Below are 23,291 nucleotides of genomic sequence, written 5' to 3' on the forward strand. Positions count from 1 at the left end.
GTTCACTTCCATCGCGTGATCGACACGCAGGTGCCGACACCCACTTCGCTGCGGATCTCGAATTCGTTGACGAGGCGGCGGCTGCCCGAGAGCCCCACGCCCATGCCCGAGCCGGAGGTCCACCCGTCGGTGAGCGCGAGTTCCATGTCGGGGATGCCGGGGCCCTTGTCCTCGAAGTGCAGGCGCAGACCCTGGCGCACGCCGTTGACCACGATCTCCCAGCGCATCTCGCCGCCCCCGCCATAGACCACGGTGTTGCGCGACAGTTCGCTGGCCGCGGTGATCATCTTGGTCTGGTCGACGAGCGAGAACTTGAGCTCCTGGGTGAGCTTGCGCACGGCCTGCCGGCTCATCACGATGTCCTGCTCGTTGCGCAGGGCCATCGTGCCCTCACGCCCCGGCGTCGACATCGTGGTCCTGTTGTGCGGCGGACAGCAGCTTCATGCCACGTTCCACGTTGAGCGCGGTGCGGACACCTTCGAGCGACAGCCCCAGCTCGACGAGCGTGATGGCCACGGCGGGCTGCATGCCGACCACCACGGTGGTGGCGTCGAGCACGCGGGCGATGCCCGAGATGCTGGCGAGCATGCGGCCGATGAACGAGTCGACGATCTCGAGCGCCGAAATGTCGATCAGCACGCCGTTGGCGCCGGTGGCCTCGATCTTCGCCGACAGGTCGTCCTGCAGCTGCAGCGCCGTCTGGTCCTGCATGTCCACCTGGATGGTGACCAGCAGGTTGCGGCCCATCTGGAGAATCGGGATGCGGTCCATGGCGTCCTCAGACGGCCTTCGGGCGCGTCACGACGTAACCGGTCTGCTTCAGCGCGAGTGCCAGCGCGTCGGCGAGCGTCGCCTTCGTGACGATGCCCTGCAGGTCGATGCCCAGGTGCACGATGGTCTGCGCGATCTGCGGGCGGATGCCGCTGATGATGCAGTCCGCGCCCATCAGGCGGATCGCCGTGACGGTCTTCAGCAGGTGCTGGGCCACGAGCGTGTCGACGGTGGGCACGCCGGTGATGTCGACGATCGCGAGTTCGGAGCCGGTCTCGACGATGCGCTGCAGCAGCGTCTCCATCACGAGCTGCGTGCGGGCGCTGTCGAGCGTGCCGATCATCGGCACCGCGAGCACGCCGTCCCACAGCTTGACGACCGGGGTCGACAGCTCGAGCAGCTCCTGCTGCTGGCGGTTGATGATGTCCTCGCGGGTGCGCTGGTAGGCATCGGCCGTGTACTGGGCGGCGCGGTCCACGAGCAGCGAAACCCACCAGAGGTTGTCGGCCAGCGCCGCGGCGTCCTTGTTGAACTTGGCCTGCAGGCGATCGAAGACGGGCTTCTTCGAGGCGAGCACGAAGCGGCTGGTCTCGCCGCTCGTGGAGCCCTGCGCGGCACGCGAGGCCGACACCGCCTCGAGCGCGTCGCGCAGCGCGGCCCAGGCCTCCGTGTCGAACCGGGCCGGGTCCCCGTTGGCGACCACCCCCTTCGCCAGTGCATCGAGCACGGAGCGGGCCTCGGCCGTGAGGTGCGCGACGTTGCCCTTGGTCAGGTTGACCCTGAACTCGGCGACCCACTCGTCGACGATGGCGTCGCGATCGCCTTTCAAGAGGGCTTCGAGCGCGGTGTTCTGTGTGTTCATCGTGGCGTTCTCGTTCGTCGATTGGGGGGAAACCCAACGGATAGTATCAACATGTGCAGCCGGCGCCACGGCGCCCTCGTTGCGGGGGACTCAGGCGTTGCGGCCCACAGCGATGGCGATGACGTAGCACGCGGCGAGCGTCAGCACGGTCTCCACCGCGGCCACCGCCACCGGCCCGGCCCCGAGCGCCTCGGCGATCAGGTTGAAGCCGAACGCGAGCACCAGCACCAGGTGCACCAGCCCGACGGCCGCCAGCACGAAGGCGGTCGACTCGAACGTGATGTCCAGCAACCCCTCGCGGCGCTCGCGCTCGGAACGGACATGAGGAACGGTGCGGAGGATGTGGGGCATGGCGGGACTCCCGTTGCGGCGTGGACGACGAACCCGACGATACGGAGCGTGCCTCGCAGCGCACAGCGGCAGCCGCCTTGCACCCGTGTCGGACGACACCTCACGACCGCGCGTGCGGCCGGTACGCACAGGGCATGGCGCGTTGTCCTACAAGGAATCGCTGCGCCCTCCTGCCCCGGGCGGCGCGGACCGGCGCCGATGATCGACCCCGTCCCCCGATTCCGCCCCGCCATGAAACGCAGCACGAGCATCCAGCAGATCGATCGATTCATCGCCGTCGACGCCGCCGGCCGCCGGCACGGCGTGATGGTCTACGCCGAGGTGGTGGTCGAGCGGACGTTCTGGTGGATCCGGCGCACGCTGCGCGACCGCACGCTGCGCCTGGCGAACGGCACGCTGCTGGAACGGCAGCCCGACGGCACGCTGGTCAACGCGGCCCGCGGGATCTCGCTCACGCCGCTGGTCACGCCCACGGCCGCGAGCCCCGCTCCGGCCGCCCCGCCCCTCCGTCAGGACCCCGTGCCCGCCTGACCGTCCCCGGCCATGTGGTGCTTCAGGCGAAGCACCGCACCACTCGCCGCGCCGGGGCGCGAACACAGGTTCAGCGTGCGCAGCGCCCAGGGGTGGTCGAGCGCCAAGCTCTCCACGCCGAACCGCCGGGCCGCCGCCTGCGGCACGATCGCGACGCCCACGCCCGCCGCCGCCATGCGGCACGCGGCTTCGAAGCCCGGCGCGCGCACGCGCACCGGCAGGTCCACGCCCAGCGTCCGCGCCTGGGCGTCGAGGTGCTGCTGCAGCACCGAGGCCGCCGGCAGCGCGACGAACGGGCGGTCCGCGAGGTCACCCAGACGGACCGCAGCGCGGCCCTGCAGCACATCGCCGGCGGGCACCACGAGCACGAGCCGGTCCTCGCGGAACGGCACGGCGTCGAGCCCCTGCAGGTCGGCCCAGTCGGCCACGATGCCGAGGTCGCACCGCCCCGCGCGCAGCGCCGACGCGATGCCGTCGCTCGGCGCCTCCACCACGTCGATGGCCTCGCCCGGATGGCGAGCGAGAAAGGCCTCGAGCAGGCCCGGCAGGTGTTCACCGCAGGCCGCGGCGTTGGCCCACAGGCGCACCGGCGCCGCCCGGTGCGGGGCGAGCGCGGCCTCGAGCCGTTCGCACGCACCGATCACGTCGCGGGCATGGGCGAGCATCGCCTGCCCGGCGGCCGTGGGGCGCACACCCCGGCTGTGGCGTTCGAACAGCGGGGCGCCGAAGCGCACCTCCATCGTCCGGATGCGTTCGCTCGCCGACGCGAGCGTGAGGTGCGCACGCGCCGCGCCGCCGGTCAGGGAGCCCGCGTCGCACACGTGCAGGAACAGCTGGAGGTCGATGAGGTCGAAGCGCACCGGGGCAACGTACCACAGCGAGCCTCAGGCGGGTCCTGAGGCTCCCCGCGCCACTTCCGCATTCCCGGGGATCGCCCGGCATCCCACACTGCGGCCATGACCTCGGACCTGTTCTCTCCCACACTCGCCGCCGCGGCCGCGGTGTTCGTCCTGGCGGGCGCCGTCAAGGGCGTCGTGGGCCTCGGCCTGCCCACCGTCGCGATGGCGCTGCTCGCGCTGCTGGTCGCGCCCACGCACGCGGCGCTGCTGCTGATCGTGCCATCGCTCGTCACGAACGTTTGGCAGGCCGGCCCGTGGCGCACGCTCGCGCCGCTGCTGCCGCGCCTGGCCGTGCTGCAGGTCGGGGTGTGCCTCGGCACGTGGGCCGGCCTCGCGTGGTGGAATGCGCCCGGCGGCCCGGCGAGCCAGCTCGCGCTGGGGGCGGTGCTGGTCGCCTACGGCGTGTGGGGCTTCGCGGCCCGGCCGTGGCGGATGAACGAATCCGTGTCACGCCGCCTCGCCGCGCCGGCCGGCGTCGTGACCGGCCTGGTCACCGCCGCCACCGGGGTGTTCGTCGTGCCCGCCGTGCCGTGGCTGCAGGCGCTGGGTCTGAGCCGCGACGAGCTGGTGCAGGCGATGGGGCTGTCGTTCAGCGTGTCGACCGTCGCGCTGGCCGTGGGGCTGGGCGTCACGACGCCGGTGGGCTGGAACGAGGCCGCGGCCTCGACGCTGATGCTGCCCCCGGCGCTGGCCGGCATGGCGATCGGAGCGCGCCTGCGCCGGCGCCTGTCGCCACAGGCCTTCCGCACGGGGCTCTTCGCGGCGCTCGTCGTGCTCGGCGTGCACCTGCTGTGGCAGGCGGCGTGGGCGGCCTAACCTTCCCAGCCTCCGCCCAGCGCCGCCATCAACCGCAACGACGCGTCGAGCCGTTCGGCCGTGACGTCGAGCGCCGCGCGGCGGCTCTGCAGCGTGAGGTTCTGCGCCACCGCCACCTCCAGGAAGCTGACGAGGCCCGAGCGGTAGCGGTTGGTCACCACCCGCTCGTTCTCCTCGGCCAGCGCGACGAGGCGCGCCTGGTCGGTCGCTTTCGCGTCGAGGGCCTGCAGGCCCGCGAGGGCATCGTCCACCTCCTTCATCGCGGTGAGGACCGACAGGCGCCACGCGGCCGCCTGTTCGTCGGTGGCGGCGTCGGCCGCGTCGGCGGTGGCCTGGCGGGCGCCGGCGTCGAACAGCGTGGCGGCGAGTTGCGGTCCCACGGACCAGACGCGGGCGGGAGCCTCGAACAGGTCGGACCAGCGGGTGCTGCGCACACCCGCGGCGGCCGAGATCGTGATGTCGGGCAGCCAGGCGCGCCGCGCCGATCCGGCGCGCGCGCTGGCGGCCTCGAGCCGTTCCCGAGCCACGGCCACGTCGGGCCGGTGAACCAGCAGGGTCGAGGGCACGGTCGCCGGCACGGCGGGCACATCGGGCAACACCGCGACGGGCGCCAAGGTGCCGGTGACCGGCGCGCGCCCCGCCAGCACGGCGATGGTGTGCTCGTACAGCGCGCGCTGCAGCGTGAGGTCGTGCAGGCCGGCCCGCACGGACTGCGCCTGCACCTCGGCCTGGGTCACGTCGGAGCGGGCCACGAGGCCGGCCTCGTACTGGTTGCGCGTCAGGGTCAGCGACCGTTCGTACGCGCCGAGCGTCTGCTCCGACAGTTCGCGCTGGCGATCGAGCACGCGAAGCCGCAGGTAGGCCCGTGCGAGTTCGAGCCGCACCGCCAGCCGCACCGAGGCCACGTCGGCCTCGCTCGCACGCAGGTCGGCGCGGCCGGCCTGGCGTTCGAGTGCGACACGCCCCCACAGGTCGGGCTGCCAGCTCGCGAGCAGCGAGCCCTGCCACACCGTCGCGGTGACGCCGTCGGCACGGGCCCGTTCGGCGCCCGCGGTGGCCTTCAGCACGGGCTTGTCGGCCGCACCCGCGAGGCGCCACTGCGCCTCGGCCTGGCGCACCCGCGCGAGTGCCTGCTCGACGGTGCCGTTGGCCTCGCCGGCCTCGTTCATCAGGCGGTCGAGTTCCGCGTCGTCGAACCGGGTCCACCAGGCCTCGCCGCGCGGCGCCGCGTCGGCCGGTGCCGTGACCCAGCCCGACTGGAAGCGGAACTGGTCAGGCACCGGCGGCGGCTTCGGCGCGGGAGGCGGCGTGCCGCAGCCCACCATCGCGGCGATCACCGCGGCCATCGGCAGGAGTCGAATCATGTCGTTGTCGTCTTTCCTTGCAGACGCAGGAACACCACCGGCGTCGTGTAGAGCGTGAGCAGCTGGCTGGCCGCGAGGCCGCCGACGATGGCGATGCCGAGGGGCTGGCGCAGCGCCGCACCTTCGCCGAAGCCGATCGCGAGCGGCAGCGCGCCGAGCACGCCGGCCAGGTTGGTCATCAGGATCGGGCGCAGGCGCTGCAGCGCCACATGGTGGATGGCTTCGGCCGGCGCCACGCCCTTGCGGCACTCGACCAGCGCGAGGTCCACCATCAGGATCGCGTTTTTCATCACGAGGCCGATCAGCAGGAACAGCCCCAGCAGCGCGACGAGGTTGAACTCGGTGCCCGAGAGGCGCAGCGCGAGCAGCGCCCCGATGCCCGCCGACGGCAGTGTCGACAGGATCACGAGCGGGTGCCGCAGGCTCTCGTACAGCACGCCGAGCACGAGGTACACGGCCACGATCACGCCGAGCAGCAGCAGCGGCTGCCGGTGTTCCATGTCCCCGAACGCGGACCCCTCGCCGAACGTGCCGCGCATCACCGTCGACGGCATCATCAGCTTCGCGAGCATCGCGTCGATGGCGCGGCTGGCGTCCTCCAACCTCACGCCGGGCGCCACCTGGTAGCCGATCCAGCCGGCGGCGAACTGGCCGCTCTTGTAGACGCGGTCGCTCGACAGCTCGAAGCGCCACGTCGCGAACGACGACAGCGGCACGCGCCCGCCCGACGCGGTCACCACCTGCAGGTCCCCGAGCGATTCGGGCCGCTCGGCCTGGCGTGGCGCCACCTCCATCACCACGCGGTACTGGTTCATCGCCTCGTAGAGCGTCACCACCTGGCGCTGCGAGAAGGCGTTGCCCAGCAGCGCCGACACCGTGGCCATGTCGACACCCAGCCGCCGCGCGGCCTCGCGGTCGATCTCGAGCGTGACCTGCTGCGTGCCGCCGCCCGAACGGTCGACGTCGGCGATCTCGGGCAGCTCGCGCATCGCGTCGGCCGCGCGCCTCGACCACTCGCGCACCGTCGCGAAGTTGTCGGAGAGCAGCAGCAGGTCCTGCCCCACGCCGCCGAACGGCGAGCCGAGGCGGATGTCCTGGTCGACGTCGATCATCAGCAGGCCGCCCGGCACCAAGGGCGCCGCGCGGCGCAGTCGGTCCACCACCTCGTCTGACGACACGCCGCGTTCGGCCAGCGGCTTCAGGCGCACGCGGATCCAGCTGTTGCTGATGCCGCCCGTGCCGCCGCTCGTGCCAGTCACGTCGGCCACCGCCGGGTCGGCCAGCAGCAGTTGGCGATACGCCTCGATCTTCGGTTGCATGACCTGGAACGAGAAGCCGTCGTCGCCGCGCACGATGCCGCCCAACTGCCCGGTGTCCTGCCGAGGCAGCATGCCCTTCGGGATCACGACGTACTGCCACGCGGTGAGCGCGATGGCCACGGCCAGCACCACGAGCACCACGTTGCCGTGCCGCAGCGCCCACGCGAGGCTCGTGCCGTACACCGATCGCACGCGCTCGAACATCCCCGCGCGCGGCGCCGACGCGGTGGCACGCAGCCAGCGCCCGCACAGGCTCGGCGTGAGCGACAGCGACATCGCGAGCGAGATCAGCATCGCCGCGGCGAGCGTCAGCGAAAACTCGCGGAACAGGCGTTCGACGAGCCCGCCCATGAACAGGATGGACACGAAGACGACGAGCAGCGCGAGCGTCATCGCGACGAGCGTCGGGCCGATCTCGCGCGCACCGAGGGCGGCCGCCTGCGTCGGCGACAGGCCCTCCTCGACGTGGCGCGTGGTGTTCTCGTACACGACGATGGCGTCGTCGACCACGAGGCCCGCGGCGATCACGAGGGCCATGAGCGAGAGGTTGTTCAGCGAGAAGCCGGCGAGGTACATCACCGCGAAGGTGCCCACCACCGACACGGGGATCACCAGCGCCGGGATCAGCGCGGCGCGCCCGCCGCCGAGGAACGCCCACACCAGCACGGCCACCAACAATGCCGAGAGACCGAGCGTCAGCTGCGCGTCGAACAGCGTGGCGCGGATGCCGGGCGAACGGTCCATCACGACGGTGAGCGTGGTGTCGGCCGGCATCAGCGCACGCAGCGCGGGCAATGCGGCCTGGATGGCGTCGCTCGTCGCGACGATGTTCGCGCCACTGCGCCGGCTCACCTCCAGCACCACGGCGGGCGCGTGGTTGTGGAAGCCGGCGCTCCAGCGGTTCTCGGTGGCGTCGGTCACCGCGGCCACGTCGGACAGGCGCAGCACCGCACCGTCCTGCTCGCGCAGCACGAGCGGCGCGAAGTCGGCCGCGCGCCGCGACGTGTCGGCGAGGCGGATCTGCCAGCGCCGCGCGCCCTGCTCCACGCTGCCGAGCGGCTGCTCCGCCGTGGCCGCCGACAGCGCGGTGCGCACCGCCTCCAGGGGGAGACCGTGGGCCGCCAGGCGCTCCATGTCGACCTGCACGCGCACCGCCGGCAGCGAGGCACCGCCCACCTTCACCTCGCCCACGCCCTCGATGCGCGAGAGGCGCTGGGCCAGCACGGTGGAGGCCGCGTCGTACAGCGCGGCCGACGACAGCGTGGGGGACGCCAGCGCGAGCGCCATGATCGGCGTCTGCGACGCGCTGACCTTGCGGTACGTCGGGTGGCCTGGCATCCCGGACGGCAGCTGCGAGCGCGCGGTGTAGATCGCCGCCTGCACCTCGCGCGCGGCCTCGTCGAGGTCGCGGCCCAGTTCGAACTGCAGGTGGATCTCGGTGGCCCCCTGCGAACTCGACGAGCCGATCTCGTGGATGCCGGCGATGCCGCCGAGCGCCCGTTCGAGCGGCGTGGCCACGGTGGCCGCGATGCTCTCGGGGCTGGCGCCGGGCAGGTTCGCCGACACCACGATGGTGGGGAAGTCCACCTGCGGCAGGGGCGCGACGGGCAGCATGCGCCACCCGAGCATCCCGGCCAGCAGCACGGCCACCGCCATCAGCGCGGTGGCGACGGGCCGGTCGACGAAGCGTTTCATGTCGCGGCTGGCACCGCCGCGGCGGCGCGGGCGCGCGTGCGGCGGTCGAACCACAGGTACACCGCCGGCGTCGTGAAGAGCGTCAGCACCTGGCTCGTGATCAGTCCGCCCACCATCACGATGCCGAGCGGCTGGCGCAACTCGGCGCCGGACCCGCCCGCGAGCATCAGCGGCAGCGCGCCGAACAGCGCGGCGAGCGTGGTCATCAGGATGGGCCGGAAGCGCAGCAGCGCGGCGCGGCGGATGGCCTCCTGCGGCGACAGGCCCAGGCGGCGCTGCGCGTCGAGCGCGAAGTCCACCATCATGATGCCGTTCTTCTTCACGAGGCCGATCAGCAGCACGATGCCGATCACCGCGATCAGGTCGAGCGGGCGGCCGGCGATCATCAGCGACAGCAGCGCGCCCACCGCCGCCGACGGCAGCGTGGACAGGATCGTCAGCGGGTGGATGGTGCTCTCGTACAGCATGCCCAGCACGAGGTACATCACCACCACCGCCGCGAGGATCAGCCACAGGGTGTTCGACAGCGACGCGCGGAAGGCCTCGGCCGTGCCCGCGAAGCGCGCCTCCACCGAGGCCGGCAGGTCGAGCGACACGCGCGCGGACTCGATGGCCTTCACCGCGTCGCCGAGAGAAGCACCCGGCGCGAGGTCGAACGACACCGTCGCGGCGGGGAACTGCCCCTCGCGGCGCACCAGCAGCGGCGCGGCCCGTTCGGAGACGGTGGCCACCGCCGACAGCGGCACCGAACGGCCGCCGGCGAGCGGCACGCGCACGTCGCGCACCGCGTCGAGGCCGGACGAGGCCACCGCAGGGTCGGCCTCGAGCACCACGCGGTACTGGTTGGCCTGCGAGTACAGCGTCGCGATCTGCCGCTGGCCGTGGGCGTTCTGCAGCGCCGTGGCGATGTCCGACAGGTTCGCGCCGAGGCGCGCGGCCGCGTCGCGGTCCACCTCGACCCAGGCCTGGCGGCCCTCCTCCTGCAGGTCGCCCACCACACCGGTCAGCGACGGTTCGGCGCGCAGCCGCTCGACGAGCGCGGGCACCCAGCGCGCCAGCAGCGCGGCGTCGGGGGCCGTCAGCGTGTAGCGGTACGGCGTGCGGCTCACCGTGTCGTCGATGCTGAGCGACTGCACCGGCTGGAACCACGCGGAGATGCCGGGCACGTTCGCGATGCGTTCGGACAGCTGCGCGGCGATGGCCTGCGCCGACTGGTCGCGGTCACCGTGCGGCTTCAGGTTGATCAGCAACCGGCCGCTGTTGAGCGTGGTGTTGACACCGTCGATGCCGATGAACGACGACAGGCTCGCGACATCGGGGTGTTTCAGCAGTTCGCGGGCGAGCGCCTGCTGGCGGTCGGCCATCGCGCCGTACGAGGTGTTCTGCGGCGCCTGCGTGATGCCCTGGATCACGCCGCCGTCCTGCACCGGGAAGAAGCCCTTCGGCACCGCGAGGTACAGCGCGGCGGTGAGGCACAGCACGGCCAGCAGGCCGCCGAGGGCCAGGCGCTCGTGGCGCAGCGTCCAGTCGAGGCCGCGGGCGTAGCGGTCGATCACGCGGTCGAGCAGGCCCTGCTTCGTGGCGGCCGGCGCGGCGTCGAGCAGGCGCGCGCTCATCATCGGTGTGAGCGTGAGCGACACGGCCAGCGAGATCACGATGGCCACCGCGAGCGTCATCGCGAACTCGTGGAACATGCGGCCGGCGACGTCGCCCATGAACAGCAGCGGGATCAGCACGGCGATCAGCGACACCGTGAGCGAGACCAGGGTGAAGCCGATCTCCTTCGCGCCGGTCAGGGCCGCCTGCATCGGCGACGCGCCCTCCTCGCGGTGGCGCGCGATGTTCTCCACCATCACGATGGCGTCGTCGACGACGAAGCCGGTGGCGATGGTGAGTGCCATCAGACTGAGGTTGTTCAGCGAGTAGCCGGCCAGGTGCATGAAGCCGAAGGTGCCGACGATGGACAGCGGCACCGCGATGCTCGGGATCAGCGCGGCCTTCGGGCTGTGAAGGAAGGCCATCGTCACCGCCACCACGAGGCCCATCGCGATCAGCAGCTCGACCTGCACGTCGCGCACCGAGGCACGGATGCTTTCGGTGCGGTCGCCCAGCACGGCCACGTCAACCGTGCCCGGCAGCGTGGCCGTCAGCTGGGGCAGCAGCGCCCGCACGCGCGCAGCCACCTCGACCACGTTCGCGCCGGGCTGGTGCTGCACGTTGACGAGCACCGCGGGCACCTCGCCGCTCCATGCGCCGAGGTAGCGGTCCTCGGCGCCGTCGACGATGGTGGCGACGTCGCCGAGCCGCAGCGGTGCGTTGTCCTTGTACGCGACGATCAGCGCCCGGTAGTCCGCGGCGCTGCGGATCTGGTCGTTCGCGTCGAGCATCGTCATGCGCACCGGGCCGTCGAAGCTGCCCTTGGCCTGGTTGACGTTGGCCGCGGCCACCGCCTTGCGCACGTCCTCCATCGTCAGCCCGTGGGACGCCAGCACGTCGGGCTTGACCTGCACCCGCAGCGCGGGCCGCTGGCCGCCGGCCAGGCTCACGAGGCCCACGCCGGGCAGCTGCGCGATCTTCTGCGCCATGCGGGTGTCGACGAGGTCGTGCACCTGCGGCAGCGGCAGCGTGGCCGACGTGATCGCGAGCGTGACGATGGGCGCCTCGCCCGGGTTGACCTTGCGGTAGACGGGCGGGGACGGCAGGTCCGCGGGCAGCAGCCCCGCGGCCGTGGTCAGCGCGGCCTGCACCTCCTGCTCGGCCACGCCGAGGTCCACCTCGAGCGCGAACTGCAGCGTGATGACGGATGCGCCGGACGAACTGGACGACGACATGCGCAGCAGCCCGGGCACCTGGCCGAGCCGCCGCTCGAGCGGCGCGGTGACGGTGCGCGCGGTGATGTCCGGACTGGCGCCGGGCTGGAACGTGGTGACCTGGATGATCGGATATTCGACCTGCGGCAGCGCCGCGACCGGCAGCAGGCGCAACGCGAGCAGGCCCGACAGCAGCAGCGCGACGGTGAGCAGTGCGGTGGCGACGGGCCGTTCGATGAACGGGCGGGACAAGTCCACGGTCAGGCGCCCGAAGCGGGCTTCGCGGGCGGCACGACCAAGATCTCGCGCCCGTCCTTCAGGCGGTCGAGGCCTTCGAGCACCACGGCCTCGCCGTGGGCCACGCCCTTCAGCACCTCGATGCGGTCGTCCTGCGTGATGCCCAGCGACAGCTTGCGCAGCTGGGCCTTGCCATCCTTCACCACGTAGGCGAACGGGCCGCTCTCGCCGTACTGCACGGCGTCGCCCGGGATCGTCACCGCGTCGGGACGTTCACCGAGCGTGAGGCGCACCTTCACATACTGGTTCGGGAACAGCGCGTCGTCGCCGTTCTCGAATCGGGCCTTGAGCTTCAAGGTGCCGGTGGCGGTGTCGAGCTGGTTGTCGAACGTGGCGAGGCGGCCCTCGGCGAGGCGCGTGCGCTCCTCGCGGTCCCAGGCCTGCACGCCGAGCGGCTTGTCCCCTGCCGCCGCGGCACGCACGGCGGCGATGTTCGCCTCGGGCAGGCTGAACGTGACGGTGATGGGGCGCGTCTGCGCGATGGTGACGAGGCCCGTGGTGTCGGTCGCGCTGACGAGGTTGCCGGCATCGACCTTGCGCAGGCCCGCGCGGCCCGCGATCGGGGCGTCGATGCGGGTCCACGCGAGCTGCAGCTTCGCGTTGTCCACCGCGGCCTGGTCGGCCTGGCGCGTGCCGCGCAGCTGCAGCACGAGGGCCTTCTGCTTGTCGACCTGCTGGCGGGCGATGGAGTCCTGCGAGTGCAGGCGCTCGTACAGCACGAGGTCGTTCTCGGCGTTCGCGAGCAGCGCGGCGTTCTGCGCCTGCTGCCCTTCGGCCTGCGCGAGCCGCACGCGGTACACCGACGGATCGATCAGCGCGAGCGGCTGGCCGGCCTTCACGGCCTGGCCTTCCTCGAAGAACACCTTGTCGAGCGGACCGTCGACCCGCGGCCGCACCGTGACGAGGTTCAGCGGCGTGACGCTGCCGATGGCGCTGACGCGCAGCACGAGGGTCTCGCGGCGCACGTCCACCGTGCGCACGGGCACGGGGCCGGCCCACGGGTTCACGCCCTCGCGGGCTGCGGGTGCGGGGCGCAGCAGCCACCAGGCCGCACCGGCGAGAACGACGAGGGCCGCGAGCGCGGCCCCTCCCTTGCGGGAACGGAAAAAGGAGGGTTGAAGGGCGGCGTCGGGGGCGGTCATCGGGTCAGCAAATGAGAATCGTTCTCATCATAACCCGATCCACCCTCCGAACGCGAAGAGGCCAGCGACGCGCAGCCGGTCGATCAAGCCACACGCGAGGCCGGTTCTCCCGGGCGACCCGTGGCGCCTCCTGGGGGCAGGAGGCGCCCGCCGACTGGGAGGCCCGATCAATACTTGAAGTTGGCGCTCAGTTGGGCCGAACGTCCGGGGGCGATGCCCGCGTAGTGGGCCGTGTACGCCTTGTCGTAGTACACCTTGTCGGTCAGGTTCTGCACGTTCAGCTGGAACGAGATGTTCCGGTCGTACGCCCAGCTGGCCATCGCGTCGAAGCGCGTGTAGCCCGGGACGTACGTCTTCGAGACCGTGCGGCCGCCGTTGGCGTAGGCGTAGCCGCCGTAGACCTTGTCGACCGCGAACACGCCGCCGCCCACCGTCACCGACGGGATCACGCGGTACGTGGTCCACAGGCTCGCGCTGTGGCGCGGCGTGCTGTTGAACGGCTGGCCGGTGGCCGCTGCCGGAACCCAGTTCGGCGCCGCGGTGGTGCCGATGTTGGTCAGGCCGACGTTCTTCTGCTCGCTGTCGAGGAAGGTGTAGCCCCCGAAGACTTCCCAGGCGCGCGTGATGCGGCCCGCGACACCGACCTCGAAGCCGTTGATCACGCGGTCACCGGCCATCTCGGTGAGGCCGTCGACGGTGGTGATGCGCGCGTTCGTGGTCTCGAGGCGGAAGATCGACCCGCTCAGCGCCAGCTGGCCGTCGAGCACGTCCCACTTGGTGCCGAGTTCGAAGGCGAGGTTCTTCTCGGGGTCGAGGCTGTTCGCGTTCGCGACGGTGATGCTCTGCGTCTCGGTGCCCTGGCCGGCCGAGTTGCCGCCCGGCGTCGACGACGTGCCCACCGAGGCATACACGCTGCCGTTCTCCGCCGGCTTGTAGACGAGGCCGAGCTGGTAGTTGATCAGGTCGTCGTCCTGCGCGTAGCCGAGGCGCGTGGGCGTGCCGTTGACGGTCGAGATCGCGTTGAGCTGCGAGGTCTTGTAGCGGTCGAAGCGCAGGCCGGCGTTCAGCAGCCACTGCGGGTTGAAGCGGATCGTGTCGAACGCGTACAGCGACACCGTGCTGGTGGTGTAGTTGCTGGGTCCCGCGGCAGCGCCACGCACCATCTGGCCGATGAACGGGTCGTTCGGGTTCGGCGAGGTGAGGCTCGTGCACATGTAGTTCGACGGGGCGCCGACCACGGCCGGGGTGCACGCGGCCGTGCCGTTGTACGTGGTGTAGCCCGGCACGCCGATCTGCTGGTAGCTGTTGTTCTCGGCTTCCTCGCGCGACAGCTCGAGGCCGGCGGCGAACGAGTGCTTGATGCCGTCGTGGGCCAGCTCACCCGACAGCTCGGTCTGGTTCGCCATCACGTCGATGTCCCGGGCCGTGCTGTTGAAGCGGCGCCACACGGTGCCGTTGACCGTGACGTTGGTCTTGCTGTCGTCCGGCTGCGTCCACACGTAGTCCATCGAGGACTTCGAGGCGCGCGTGATGTTGCGGAACTTGAGCGTGGAGGTGATGTCGTGCTCGACGATCACGGTGCCCATGTCGGTCGCGTCCTTGCGGAAGTCGCGGCCGAACAGGCCGTAGAAGTTCTCGCGGTTGCCGCCGTTGTTCGGGCCGCGTTCGACCACGGCGCCCATCGTCGCGTAGGCCGCGGTGCTGTACTGGTTGTACGGGATGCCGCTGTCGGGCATGTCGTCGGTGCGCAGGCGGAAGTACTGCAGCGTCACGCGCGTGGGTGTGCCGAGGCCGAAGGCGAGCGACGGGGCGAAGCCGTAGCGGCTGTTGTCGGGGCCGTTGCGGCCGGCGACGTCGGCCTCGTGCACCATCGCGTTCAGGCGGAACGCACCGCTGTCGCCGAAGGCCCAGTTGCCGTCGGCCGTGACCCGCGTGTACTTGTCGGTGCCCACGCCGACACTGCCGGCCGCGAAGGTCTCGCGCTGGGGCTTCTTCGTCTGGAGGTTGATGCTGCCGCCGGCGCCGCCGCGGCCGCCGTACGCGGAGTCGGGCCCCTTGCTGACCTCGACGGACTCGAGGTTGAACACTTCGCGCGAGCTCGGCGCGAGGTCGCGCAGGCCGTCCACGTAGATGCTCGACTGCGTGTCGAAGCCGCGCAGGAACGGGCGGTCGCCCGCCGGATTGCCGCCTTCGCCGGCGCCGAGCGTGATGCCCGGGGTCATGCGCAGCGCGTCGGTGAGCGAGACCGCGGCGGTCTGCTGCATCACCTCGACGGGAATCACCGTCACGGTCTTCGGCGTGTCGATGAGCGGTGCCGTGAACTTGTTCGAGCTGGCCTTGTCGACCTTGACATCGCTCTCGGCGGCGCTGGTCACCTTGACCGTCGGGAGCACGGGCGCAGCGGCCGGTGCGGTCTGGGCCGCGACACCACCGGCGGCCATGGCGAGGCCGAGCGCGGCGACAGGGTGTTTTCGATGCTTGATGTACGACATGGGACAGCCTTCAACGTCAGGAGGTTGGAATGGACGGGCTGGCTGTCGCACACGGGCGTGGCTGGCTGGTCACGAAACGGAACAGGAAACGAACTCGGGGAAATCAGGGCGGCGAGCATCCCTTGCACAGGCCCAGCAGGCTCCAGCCCACCCGCTCGAGGGCGAAGCCGCGGGCCTCGCCCACGGCACGCAGGCGCGACGCGGCGCGGGCATCGCGCACCACCTCGACCGACCGGCAGCGGGTGCACAGCAGGTGCAGCACGTGGGCCCCGCGCTTGAGCGCGAACACGCTCGCGCCGGGCGCGGGCCGGAAGCGTTCGACGAGGCCGGCGTCGGTCAGCTCGACCAGCACGCGGTAGACCGACGGCAGGCTCGACCGGTGGCCTTGTTCGGCGAGCCGGCGGTGCAGGGCCTCGGGCGTGATCGAGCCGCCGTCCGCGGTGTGCTCGGTCAGCAGGCCGAGCACCCACTCGCGCGCCGCGGTGGGCCGCAGGTCGTGCTGGCGGAGGGTTTCGGCAGCGTTCGCCATCAGAACCTCGCCGTCACGCCGAGCCGCACTGCGCGTGGCGAGCCGGGCAGGATGTTGTTGTTGCTGTGCGCGGATGCGTAGTAGCGCGTGTCGAACACGTTCTCGACGTTCAGTTGCACGCGCCAGGCGGGGTCGAGGTTCGCGAACAGCGCGGCGTCCACGCGCGTGAACCCGGGCAGCTGCACGGTGTTGTCGGTCGAGGTGTAGACGGGGCCGCGGTAGAGCACGCCCAGCCCCGCGGCGAAGGTGCGGTCCAGCTCCACGCGGTTCCACCACGACAGCGAATGCCGTGGCACGTGCGGCATCGCCGCGCCCGCCGGGGCCATGGACGACAGCGACTCGCGCACGCGGCTGTCCTGGTACGCGTAGCCGCCGAACATGCGCCAGCGCGGCGACCACGTGCCGGACACGCCCACCTCGACCCCCTGCGACCGCTGTCCGTCGACCAGTGTCCCCTGGCCGCTGCCGTCGACCACGGCGACGTTCTCGCGGTCGAGCACGTACCACGCGAACGTGGCGTCGAACCCCGGGCGCACCGCCCACTTGGCACCGAGCTCACGGTTGACGAAGGTCTCGGGCGCGAGCGCCTGCGTGCCCGGCGTCAGCGAGCCGAGCTGCTCGCCGGCACGCGGCTGGTGGCCCACGGCGTAGCTCGCGTACAGCGACAGCGCCGGAACGGGCTGGTACACGACGCCCGCGCGCGGCGACCACAGGTCGTCCCGCGTGGCGAACGCAGTGGCCTGGCGGCGATCGTCGAGGTCCAGCGCGAGCCGGTCGTAGCGCAGCCCGCCGACCAGCAGCCACTGCGGCGACACGCGCAGCTGGTCCTGCACGAGGAGCGCGGCGAACCGTGCGGTGCCGCGGGTGTCCGGGTCCGTCGCCGTGGTGCGGTACACCACGGGCACGTCGAGTTCGGGGGCGGCCACGGGTGCCAGCATCGACGTGGAGCCGTCGCTGAAGAAGCCCGTCTGGCGGCGGGAGTCCGTGGCCTGTCGGCCCAGTTCGAGCCCCGCCGTCAGCGTGTGCACCACCTCGCCCTGGCGCAGCACGGCGGTGACGTCGGTCTGGTTGAAAAGGTTGTCGCGCCGCGTGCGGCTGTTGTGCGCGGAGACGTTGAACTCGGTGCCCGACGGGCTCACCGTTCCGCCGAAGGCGTTCTCGAAGTACTTGTCGTAGCGCGCGTAGCGGGTGCGGTTGCTGACCACGACGCCGTCGCCCGCGTCGTGTTCGACGAAGAGGTTGAGCGCGTCCACCCTCACCCACGTGCGGCTCGCCGACGGCACGCCGAAGAACGTGGCCGGGTCCGTCGGGAGCGGCGAGCCGCGCCAGGACGGCACGCCGCGGTCGTCGGTGCGTTCGTCCTCGAAGTGTTCGTAGCCGGCCGTGAGCCGCGTGCGTTCGGGCAGCCGCACCGACACCACCGGGTTGATGCCGCGGCGCCGCAGCTGGAAGGCATCGCGGTAGCCCGCCGAGTCCTCGTAGAGGCCGTTCAGCCGCAGCGCGGACTGCGCGTCGAGCGGCTGGTCGATGTCGAACGTGGCGCGGCGGTCCTGCCACGAGCCCAGCTGCACCTCCACCTCGCGCGACTGGGTGTGGGTGGGTACCTTCGAGATGCGGTTGATCGCCCCGCCCACCGCACCGTACCCGAAGGCCGTGGCGTTCGGGCCGCGCACGGCCTCGACGCGGTCGATGTTGTAGAGGTCGCGGTAGTACTGCACGTCGTCGCGCATGCCGTCGATCAGGAAGTCCGACGTGGACGACGCGCCGCGGAACACCGCCGTGTCCCGGTTGCCCTCGCCCTGGGCAATGCCCACGCCGGGCAGGTAGCGGACCACGTCGCCGAGGCTCTGCGCGCCCAGGTCGTCCATGGCGCCGCGCGTGATCACGGTCACCGACTGGGGTTCATCCTGCAGCGGCGTGTCGGTGCGGGAGACGGTGCGGCTGTGTGCCGCGAGGTACGTCGCCGGTTCGGGCACGGCGCGGGTGGTGACGACCGGCAGCGTGGCTTCGGCGGACATGGTGAGCGGCCGCAGCGTGTAGGCGCGGCCGTCGTACACCGCCTCGAGGCCGGTGCCGGCGAGCAGGCGGGCGAACCCGTCGGACAGTGAGTGGACACCGTCGAGGCCCGGGCTCGACTTGCCGTCGGTCAGCCGGCCGTCGGCGGCGAACAGGATGCCGGCGTCGGCGGCGAACCGGGCCAGCGTGCTGCTGAGCGGCCCGGGCGGGATGCGGTAGCTGCGTTCGGCCACCGCCACCGGCGCCGGCGCCGCGGGCCCCGCCGCCGCGGCCGCGAGCATCGACAGGCCCACCCACGCCGCGAGGACACCTCGGCGGATGTGGGTCTTCCAGGGAACGGGCGGACGGAACGGCATGGGGGGCGATCGGGCTCGCGAACGGGTCTTGCTCCCGTATGCCGAACGACCGGCCCGAAAGGGGAACCGCGGGACGAACTTTTTTTCTAGGTCGTCGAACGAGGTCCCACACGCACCCAGCCGGGCACCGGCCGCTGCACCCTCACCGGCAGCGTGCGCTCCAGCACGGCCAGCACCGCGTCGAGGTCGGCCAGCGGGAACGCGCCCACGAGGCGCAGCGCCGCGACCTCGTCGGCGCAGGTCATGACCCCCCGGTGGTGCGACGACAGCTCGGCGAGGAACTCGCCGAGGGTCAGGTTGTCGGCCAGCAGCATCCCGCGCGACCAGGCCTCGCGGCCGGCCGAGGCCGGGCGGACCGTGCCGGCACCGGTGCGGTCGAAGCTCAGCTGTTCGCCGACGGCCACCTGCCGGGGCGCACCGCCGCTCGCGGGCTGCACCTCGACCCGGCCGTCGAACACGGTGGCACCGCAACGGTCCCCTTCGTCGCGCACCGAGAAGCGTGTGCCGAGCGCGACGAGCCGCCCCTGCGGCACGTCGACCACGAAGGGCCGTGTGTCGAACGCAGCGGCGGTCTCGACCAGCACCTCGCCGGCCCGCAGCACCAGGCGGCGCAGCGACGGCCCGTGGGCCACGTCGATCGCGGACGCCGTGTTGAGCCACACGCGCGAGCCGTCGGGCAAGGCCATCGCTCGGGTCTCGCCGACCGAGGTGCGGGCGTCGGCCGTCAGCGTGCGCACGGCCTGCGACTCGGCGGCCATCCACCCCGCCAGCCCCACGCCGCCCGTGACGGCCAGCGCCTTCATCGCGCGCCGGCGGCCGCGCACCGCGACCAGGGCGTCCACGGCCGCGGCGCGGTCGGTGGCCGGCGGCAGGTGCGTGAACCGCTGGCGCATCTGCTCGACCCGCTGCCAGGCGCGGGCGTGCGACGGATCGGCGTCGCGCCACGCGAGCCAGCGCTGCCGGTCGACCTCGCTCACACGCTCGTCGTTCAGCACGGCGAACCAGCGGGCCGCCTCGCGCAGCACCGCGGCGTCGACCCCGTCAGGCATCGGCCAGCAGCAGTTCGTTCATCACCTGGGCCATGTACTTCTTCACCATGCGGTCGGAGACCCCCAGGCGTTCGGCGATCTCGGCATAGGTCAGGCCGTCGACCTGCGCCATCAGGAAGGCCATGCCGGCCTTGGCCGACAGGCGCGACAGCAGCGCGTCGATGCGCACCAGCGACTCGAGCACGAGCGCCCGGTCCTCCGGCGACGGCGCGAGGGCGGCCGGCTGCGCCTCGAGGGCAGCCGCGTAGGCCCGCTCGATCTCGAGGCGGCGCCAGTGGCTCACCACCAGCCCGTGGGCGATGGTGGTCAGGAAGGCGCGCGGCTCGCGCATCACCGCCGTGGCCTGGGTGGCGAGCACCTTCAGGAAAGTGTCCTGCGCCAGGTCCTCGGCCCGGTGGGCACAGCCCAGGCGCTGGCGCAGCACACCACGCAACCAGCCATGGTGCTCGGCGTACAGCGTGGAAAAGGCGGCGACGTGCTCGGTCTGCATCGGGGGGAACTCGCGGGTCCCGCGGATCGGACCCCGAGACAAATGAGAATGGCTAGCATTCCCATTGTAAAGAATCCGCCGGATCCTGTCCCGGAGCCGTCACAGATCGAAGCGATACCCCACGCCGTAGATGGACCGGATGCAGTCCGGCCCCGCCCCCGCCGCCTCCAGCTTGCGGCGCAGGTTCTTCACGTGGCTGTCCACCGCACGGTCGGTGACGGCGCGCTGGTCGGCGTGCAGCTTGTCGAGCAGCGCATCGCGCGAGAACACGCGGCCCGGCGTGGACGCCAGCGTCTTGAGCAGGCGGAACTCGATGGGCGTGAGGTCGAGGTCGCTGCCGGCGTACGACGCACGGAAGCCGTCCTCGTCGATGGACAGGGCCACCGGCTCGGCGAGGTCGGCCGCGCGGCTGCGCCGCAGGATCGCCTTCACGCGCGCGACGATCTCGCGCGGGCTGAACGGGGTCTTGCTGATGTAGTCGTCGGCACCCAGGTCGAGCCCGAGCAGTCGGTCGGCTTCCTCCACGCGCGCCGTCAGCATCACGATGGGCACGTCGCTGAACGCGCGCAGGTCGCGGCACACGTCGAGGCCGCTGCGGCCGGGCAGCATCAGGTCGAGCAGCACGAGGTCGTAGCGGTGGCGGCGGTAGGCGTCGACCACGTCGCGGCCATCGGCCAGGCACTCGGCCTCGTGGCCCGCCGCACGCAGGTAGTCGGCCACCAGCGCGGCCATCTTCGGTTCGTCCTCGACGACGAGGATGCGGGCGGGTGAACTCGTCCCGCTCATGCGGCCCCCTGCGGCAGTTCGATCGCGATCCACAGTCCCCCGAGCGGCGAGGCCTTCGCCTCGATGCGGCCGTCGTGGGCCTCGACGATGCGCTGGCAGATCGCGAGGCCGAGCCCGGCGCCGCCGCTCTGGCGGTTGCGGGATGCGTCGGTGCGGTAGAAGCGCTCGAAGAGGTGCGCACGCTGTTCGTCGGCCACGCCCGGCGCGGTGTCGGAGAAGTCGATGCAGACCCTCGCCCCGTCGAGACGCGCCGACACGCGCAGCATGCCCCCGGCATCGGTGTAGCGGCACGTGTTCTCGAGCAGGTTGTTGAACAGCTGCACGAGGCGGCGCTCGTCGACGAACGCCATCAGCGGCGCCTCGGGCAGCACCAGCGCGAGCTTGATGCCGCGTTCGGACAGCCGCTCGCGGAACGCCCCCGCGGCGAGGCGCAGCGTCTCGGCCACGTCGAGGTCGGCCTTGCGGTACGTGAGCGCGCCCACGTCGGCGAGCGACAGGTCGTACAGGTCGCTCACGAGCTTGTTGAGCGTCGCCACCTCGGCCTGCAGCGACCGCACCGACTCGCGGTCGAGGGTGCGCACCCCGTCCTCGATGGCCTCCAGTTCGCCGTGCAGCACCCCCAGCGGCGTGCGCAGTTCGTGGGACACGTCGGCCATGAACTCGCGGCGCATCTCCTCGTTGCGCTGCAGCGTGTGGGCGAGGCGGTTGAAGTCGACGGCCAGTTGGCCCACCTCGTCGCGCGCCTCGATGTGCACCCGGGTGCCGTACTCGCCCGCGGCAAGCCGGTGCGTGGCGGCCGCGACCTCCTTGACCGGCGTGAGGAGCGCCCGCGACACCCACACCGCGATGCCCGCGGCCAGCAGCATGGCACCGGCGCCGACAAGCCAGCGGGAGCGCCACTGCGCGTCCTCGAACCGGCGTTCGGCCGCGGAGCTGACCGCCTCGAAGCGGGCCATGGTCAGCCAGCCGACGGTGACACCGTCCACCACGATGGGCCGCTCGACCTCGGGCGCGGTGGAGCCCTCGAAGCCGGCGACGCGGCGGCGGTCGGTGTCGTAGAGAGCGAAGCGGCGCGTGGCGCCGGTGAGCTCGGACACGGTGGGCGGCGGGCGTTCACGGGGGTCGAGCGCGCGGCCTTCGTCGTCGGCCAGCGGGCGCAATTGCTTGTACCAGAGCTCCGGGTGCTCGCGCAGGAAGTTCCAGCTGTTGCCGTTGGCCCGGTAGCCCGCGGTCACGCCGGGCACGGCCGCCTCGAGGCGCAGCTCGCCCTGTTCGTTCAGGTAGCCGAGGAAACCGCGCTTGAGGTTGAGGTGCGCCGCCACGCCCATCGCGAGCGCGACGAGCAGCGCCGTCGCGAGGACGGCGGCGAACAACTTGGCGGTGATGCTGATCTTCATCGGAGAAGGGATTAGCGCCGATCGCCCGGCGGATGGCAACCGGGACGGACGGTTGCACAGGTTCTTCAATGTCTCTCCACAATTGGGTGCCAGGATCGCAGGCAACCGTCTTGCAGTCCGCCTTCCTCCCATGACTTCCCGATTCTCCCGTCTCGCCGCGCTGGTGTTCGTCGCCGCCCTGGCCGCCTGCTCGAAGAAGGAACCCCCTCCCCCTCCGAAGCCGGCCACGGTCGGCGTCTTCACCGTCACGGCCGGCAGCCAGGCCATCTCCACCGAACTGCCGGGCCGCACGAAGGCGCGTCTGATCGCCGAGATCCGGCCGCAGGTGGGCGGCATCGTGCTGCGCCGGCTGTTCGAGGAAGGCGCGCGGGTGAAGGCGGGCCAGGTGCTGTACGAGCTGGACCCCGCCACGTTCCGCGCCGCCGTCGCAAGCGCCGAGGCCGGTGTCTCGAAGGCCATGGCCACCCTCGGCACCGCCCGCACCACGGCCGCCCGCGACGCCGAACTGGTCAAGATCGACGCCATCAGCCAACAGCAGCGCGACACCAGCCAGGCCGCCGCGAAGCAGGCCGAGGCCGACCTGGAGGTGGCCCGCGCCGCGCTGCAGACCGCCCGCATCAACCTCGACCGCACGCGCATCGCTTCGCCCATCGACGGGTTCGTCTCGGTGTCCACCGTGACCCCGGGCGCCCTCGTCACCGCGAACCAGGACGCCGCCCTCACCACCGTGCAGCAGCTCGACCCCCTGTACGTCGACGTGGTGCAGTCCAGCGCCGAGCTGCTGCGCCTCAAGCGCGAGCTGGCGAACGGCACGCTGCAGCAGCGCAAGGGCAGCGCCGAAGCGCCCATCAAGCTCGTGCTGGAAGACGGCACGCCCTACGCGCACCCCGGCCGCCTGAAGTTCTCGGGCGTGGCCGTGAACCCCGCCACCGGCGCGGTCACGCTGCGCGGCGAGGTGCCCAACCCCGAAGGCATGCTGATGCCCGGCATGTACGTGCGCGCGCTGCTCGAAACGGGTGTCGCCGACCAGGCCATCCTCGTGCCGCAGCAGGGCATCACCCGCAACCCGGCCGGCGAGGCCGTGGCCTGGGTGATCGGCGCCGAGAACAAGGTCGAGGCCCGCAAGCTGACGGTCGACCGCGCGATCGGCGGCCGCTGGCAGGTCACCTCCGGCCTGAAGCCGGGTGACCGCGTGATCGTCGACGGCCTGCAGCGCACCCGCGTGGGTGCCACGGTGAACCCGGTGGATGCCTCGGCGTCGGCACCGGCGCGGTCCGCGTCGGCGCCGCGCGCCGCGTCGGCCGCCGCCCGCTGAGGGG

General features: G+C 71.9%; 19 protein-coding genes. 3 read left to right on the forward strand and 16 right to left on the reverse strand.

From position 1 onward, the window contains the following. Positions 1-2: 2 nt before the first annotated feature. The 4 genes from A4W93_RS22705 to A4W93_RS22720 all read right to left on the reverse strand — a co-directional run bounded on the left by A4W93_RS22705 (position 3) and on the right by A4W93_RS22720 (position 1,984). Positions 3-383 (reverse strand): anti-sigma regulatory factor, encoded by a 381-nt coding sequence (locus tag A4W93_RS22705; RefSeq protein ID WP_237357601.1) that lies wholly within the window; start codon positions 381-383, stop codon positions 3-5. A 7-nt stretch (positions 384-390) separates the two neighbouring features. Next, the gene (locus A4W93_RS22710; RefSeq protein ID WP_085752773.1) at positions 391-771 is read right to left on the reverse strand and encodes an STAS domain-containing protein; all 381 of its coding nucleotides are present in this window, start codon (positions 769-771) and stop codon (positions 391-393) included. Positions 772-778: 7 nt separating this feature from the next. After that, complete coding sequence (locus A4W93_RS22715) at positions 779-1,633, reverse strand: STAS domain-containing protein (RefSeq protein WP_085752774.1); 855 nt, start codon at positions 1,631-1,633, stop codon at positions 779-781. A gap of 90 nt (positions 1,634-1,723) precedes the next feature. Then, positions 1,724-1,984, reverse strand: a complete 261-nt coding sequence (locus tag A4W93_RS22720; RefSeq protein ID WP_085752775.1) for a hypothetical protein — start codon at positions 1,982-1,984, stop codon at positions 1,724-1,726. Positions 1,985-2,215: 231 nt separating this feature from the next. On the opposite strand from A4W93_RS22720, the gene A4W93_RS22725 reads away from it, so the two are divergent. Beyond that, positions 2,216-2,515 (forward strand): hypothetical protein, encoded by a 300-nt coding sequence (locus A4W93_RS22725; protein WP_085752776.1) that lies wholly within the window; start codon positions 2,216-2,218, stop codon positions 2,513-2,515. On the opposite strand, the gene A4W93_RS22730 is transcribed toward A4W93_RS22725, so the two are convergent. Then, the gene (locus A4W93_RS22730; protein WP_085752777.1) at positions 2,494-3,375 is read right to left on the reverse strand and encodes a LysR family transcriptional regulator; all 882 of its coding nucleotides are present in this window, start codon (positions 3,373-3,375) and stop codon (positions 2,494-2,496) included. The two genes, A4W93_RS22725 and A4W93_RS22730, sit on opposite strands and share 22 nt — an antisense overlap. A gap of 96 nt (positions 3,376-3,471) precedes the next feature. Between A4W93_RS22730 and A4W93_RS22735 the strand changes: the two genes are divergently transcribed. Beyond that, positions 3,472-4,230 carry a sulfite exporter TauE/SafE family protein gene (locus tag A4W93_RS22735; protein WP_085752778.1) on the forward strand — a complete coding sequence of 253 codons (759 nt, stop codon included), beginning with the start codon at positions 3,472-3,474 and terminating at the stop codon, positions 4,228-4,230. On the opposite strand, the gene A4W93_RS22740 is transcribed toward A4W93_RS22735, so the two are convergent. The 11 genes from A4W93_RS22740 to baeS all read right to left on the reverse strand — a co-directional run bounded on the left by A4W93_RS22740 (position 4,227) and on the right by baeS (position 21,972). Next, positions 4,227-5,594 (reverse strand): efflux transporter outer membrane subunit, encoded by a 1,368-nt coding sequence (locus A4W93_RS22740; protein ID WP_085752779.1) that lies wholly within the window; start codon positions 5,592-5,594, stop codon positions 4,227-4,229. The two genes, A4W93_RS22735 and A4W93_RS22740, sit on opposite strands and share 4 nt — an antisense overlap. Then, positions 5,591-8,608 (reverse strand): efflux RND transporter permease subunit, encoded by a 3,018-nt coding sequence (locus A4W93_RS22745; RefSeq protein ID WP_085754290.1) that lies wholly within the window; start codon positions 8,606-8,608, stop codon positions 5,591-5,593. The genes A4W93_RS22740 and A4W93_RS22745 overlap by 4 nt, the downstream gene beginning before the upstream one ends. Then, positions 8,605-11,676 (reverse strand): efflux RND transporter permease subunit, encoded by a 3,072-nt coding sequence (locus A4W93_RS22750; protein ID WP_085752780.1) that lies wholly within the window; start codon positions 11,674-11,676, stop codon positions 8,605-8,607. The genes A4W93_RS22745 and A4W93_RS22750 overlap by 4 nt, the downstream gene beginning before the upstream one ends. Positions 11,677-11,678: 2 nt before the next feature. Continuing rightward, complete coding sequence (locus A4W93_RS22755; protein ID WP_085752781.1) at positions 11,679-12,857, reverse strand: efflux RND transporter periplasmic adaptor subunit; 1,179 nt, start codon at positions 12,855-12,857, stop codon at positions 11,679-11,681. 167 nt (positions 12,858-13,024) lie between these two features. After that, on the reverse strand, positions 13,025-15,349 hold the full coding sequence (locus A4W93_RS22760) for a TonB-dependent receptor (protein WP_085752782.1): 2,325 nt from the start codon (positions 15,347-15,349) through the stop codon (positions 13,025-13,027). Positions 15,350-15,452: 103 nt separating this feature from the next. Next, positions 15,453-15,878, reverse strand: a complete 426-nt coding sequence (locus A4W93_RS22765; RefSeq protein WP_085752783.1) for a Fur family transcriptional regulator — start codon at positions 15,876-15,878, stop codon at positions 15,453-15,455. Beyond that, positions 15,878-18,250 (reverse strand): TonB-dependent siderophore receptor, encoded by a 2,373-nt coding sequence (locus tag A4W93_RS22770; RefSeq protein WP_085752784.1) that lies wholly within the window; start codon positions 18,248-18,250, stop codon positions 15,878-15,880. Before A4W93_RS22770 ends, A4W93_RS22765 begins: the two co-directional genes overlap by 1 nt. A gap of 86 nt (positions 18,251-18,336) precedes the next feature. Continuing rightward, positions 18,337-19,299: a FecR domain-containing protein gene (locus tag A4W93_RS22775; RefSeq protein WP_085752785.1), complete on the reverse strand. Its 963-nt coding sequence runs from the start codon at positions 19,297-19,299 to the stop codon at positions 18,337-18,339. Then, on the reverse strand, positions 19,292-19,789 hold the full coding sequence (locus A4W93_RS22780; protein ID WP_085752786.1) for a sigma-70 family RNA polymerase sigma factor: 498 nt from the start codon (positions 19,787-19,789) through the stop codon (positions 19,292-19,294). Before A4W93_RS22780 ends, A4W93_RS22775 begins: the two co-directional genes overlap by 8 nt. 99 nt (positions 19,790-19,888) lie before the next feature. Further along, positions 19,889-20,575, reverse strand: coding sequence for a response regulator (locus A4W93_RS22785; RefSeq protein WP_085752787.1), 687 nt, complete (start codon positions 20,573-20,575; stop codon positions 19,889-19,891). After that, entirely contained in the window at positions 20,572-21,972 is a 1,401-nt protein-coding gene (baeS, locus tag A4W93_RS22790) for a sensor histidine kinase efflux regulator BaeS (protein ID WP_085752788.1), read from the reverse strand. The genes A4W93_RS22785 and baeS overlap by 4 nt, the downstream gene beginning before the upstream one ends. Positions 21,973-22,102: 130 nt before the next feature. Here baeS and A4W93_RS22795 point away from each other — a divergent pair, with 130 nt between their 5' ends. Beyond that, complete coding sequence (locus A4W93_RS22795; RefSeq protein WP_085752789.1) at positions 22,103-23,287, forward strand: efflux RND transporter periplasmic adaptor subunit; 1,185 nt, start codon at positions 22,103-22,105, stop codon at positions 23,285-23,287. The last annotated feature ends 4 nt before the right edge of the window (positions 23,288-23,291 follow it).

The organism is Piscinibacter gummiphilus, assembly GCF_002116905.1.
Lineage (GTDB): Bacteria > Pseudomonadota > Gammaproteobacteria > Burkholderiales > Burkholderiaceae_C > Rhizobacter > Rhizobacter gummiphilus.

Bases quoted from the DNA above. Each gene is read 5' to 3' on its own strand.
- baeS (WP_085752788.1), bottom strand. From the start codon at position 21,972: ATGAAGATCAGCATCACCGCCAAGTTGTTCGCCGCCGTCCTCGCGACG.
- A4W93_RS22760 (WP_085752782.1), bottom strand. From the start codon at position 15,349: ATGTCGTACATCAAGCATCGAAAACACCCTGTCGCCGCGCTCGGCCTC.
- A4W93_RS22720 (WP_085752775.1), bottom strand. From the start codon at position 1,984: ATGCCCCACATCCTCCGCACCGTTCCTCATGTCCGTTCCGAGCGCGAG.
- A4W93_RS22780 (WP_085752786.1), bottom strand. From the start codon at position 19,789: ATGCAGACCGAGCACGTCGCCGCCTTTTCCACGCTGTACGCCGAGCAC.
- A4W93_RS22785 (WP_085752787.1), bottom strand. From the start codon at position 20,575: ATGAGCGGGACGAGTTCACCCGCCCGCATCCTCGTCGTCGAGGACGAA.
- A4W93_RS22715 (WP_085752774.1), bottom strand. From the start codon at position 1,633: ATGAACACACAGAACACCGCGCTCGAAGCCCTCTTGAAAGGCGATCGC.
- A4W93_RS22705 (WP_237357601.1), bottom strand. From the start codon at position 383: ATGGCCCTGCGCAACGAGCAGGACATCGTGATGAGCCGGCAGGCCGTG.
- A4W93_RS22765 (WP_085752783.1), bottom strand. From the start codon at position 15,878: ATGGCGAACGCTGCCGAAACCCTCCGCCAGCACGACCTGCGGCCCACC.
- A4W93_RS22710 (WP_085752773.1), bottom strand. From the start codon at position 771: ATGGACCGCATCCCGATTCTCCAGATGGGCCGCAACCTGCTGGTCACC.
- A4W93_RS22725 (WP_085752776.1), top strand. From the start codon at position 2,216: ATGAAACGCAGCACGAGCATCCAGCAGATCGATCGATTCATCGCCGTC.
- A4W93_RS22740 (WP_085752779.1), bottom strand. From the start codon at position 5,594: ATGATTCGACTCCTGCCGATGGCCGCGGTGATCGCCGCGATGGTGGGC.
- A4W93_RS22770 (WP_085752784.1), bottom strand. From the start codon at position 18,250: ATGCCGTTCCGTCCGCCCGTTCCCTGGAAGACCCACATCCGCCGAGGT.
- A4W93_RS22755 (WP_085752781.1), bottom strand. From the start codon at position 12,857: ATGACCGCCCCCGACGCCGCCCTTCAACCCTCCTTTTTCCGTTCCCGC.
- A4W93_RS22775 (WP_085752785.1), bottom strand. From the start codon at position 19,299: ATGCCTGACGGGGTCGACGCCGCGGTGCTGCGCGAGGCGGCCCGCTGG.
- A4W93_RS22745 (WP_085754290.1), bottom strand. From the start codon at position 8,608: ATGAAACGCTTCGTCGACCGGCCCGTCGCCACCGCGCTGATGGCGGTG.
- A4W93_RS22795 (WP_085752789.1), top strand. From the start codon at position 22,103: ATGACTTCCCGATTCTCCCGTCTCGCCGCGCTGGTGTTCGTCGCCGCC.
- A4W93_RS22735 (WP_085752778.1), top strand. From the start codon at position 3,472: ATGACCTCGGACCTGTTCTCTCCCACACTCGCCGCCGCGGCCGCGGTG.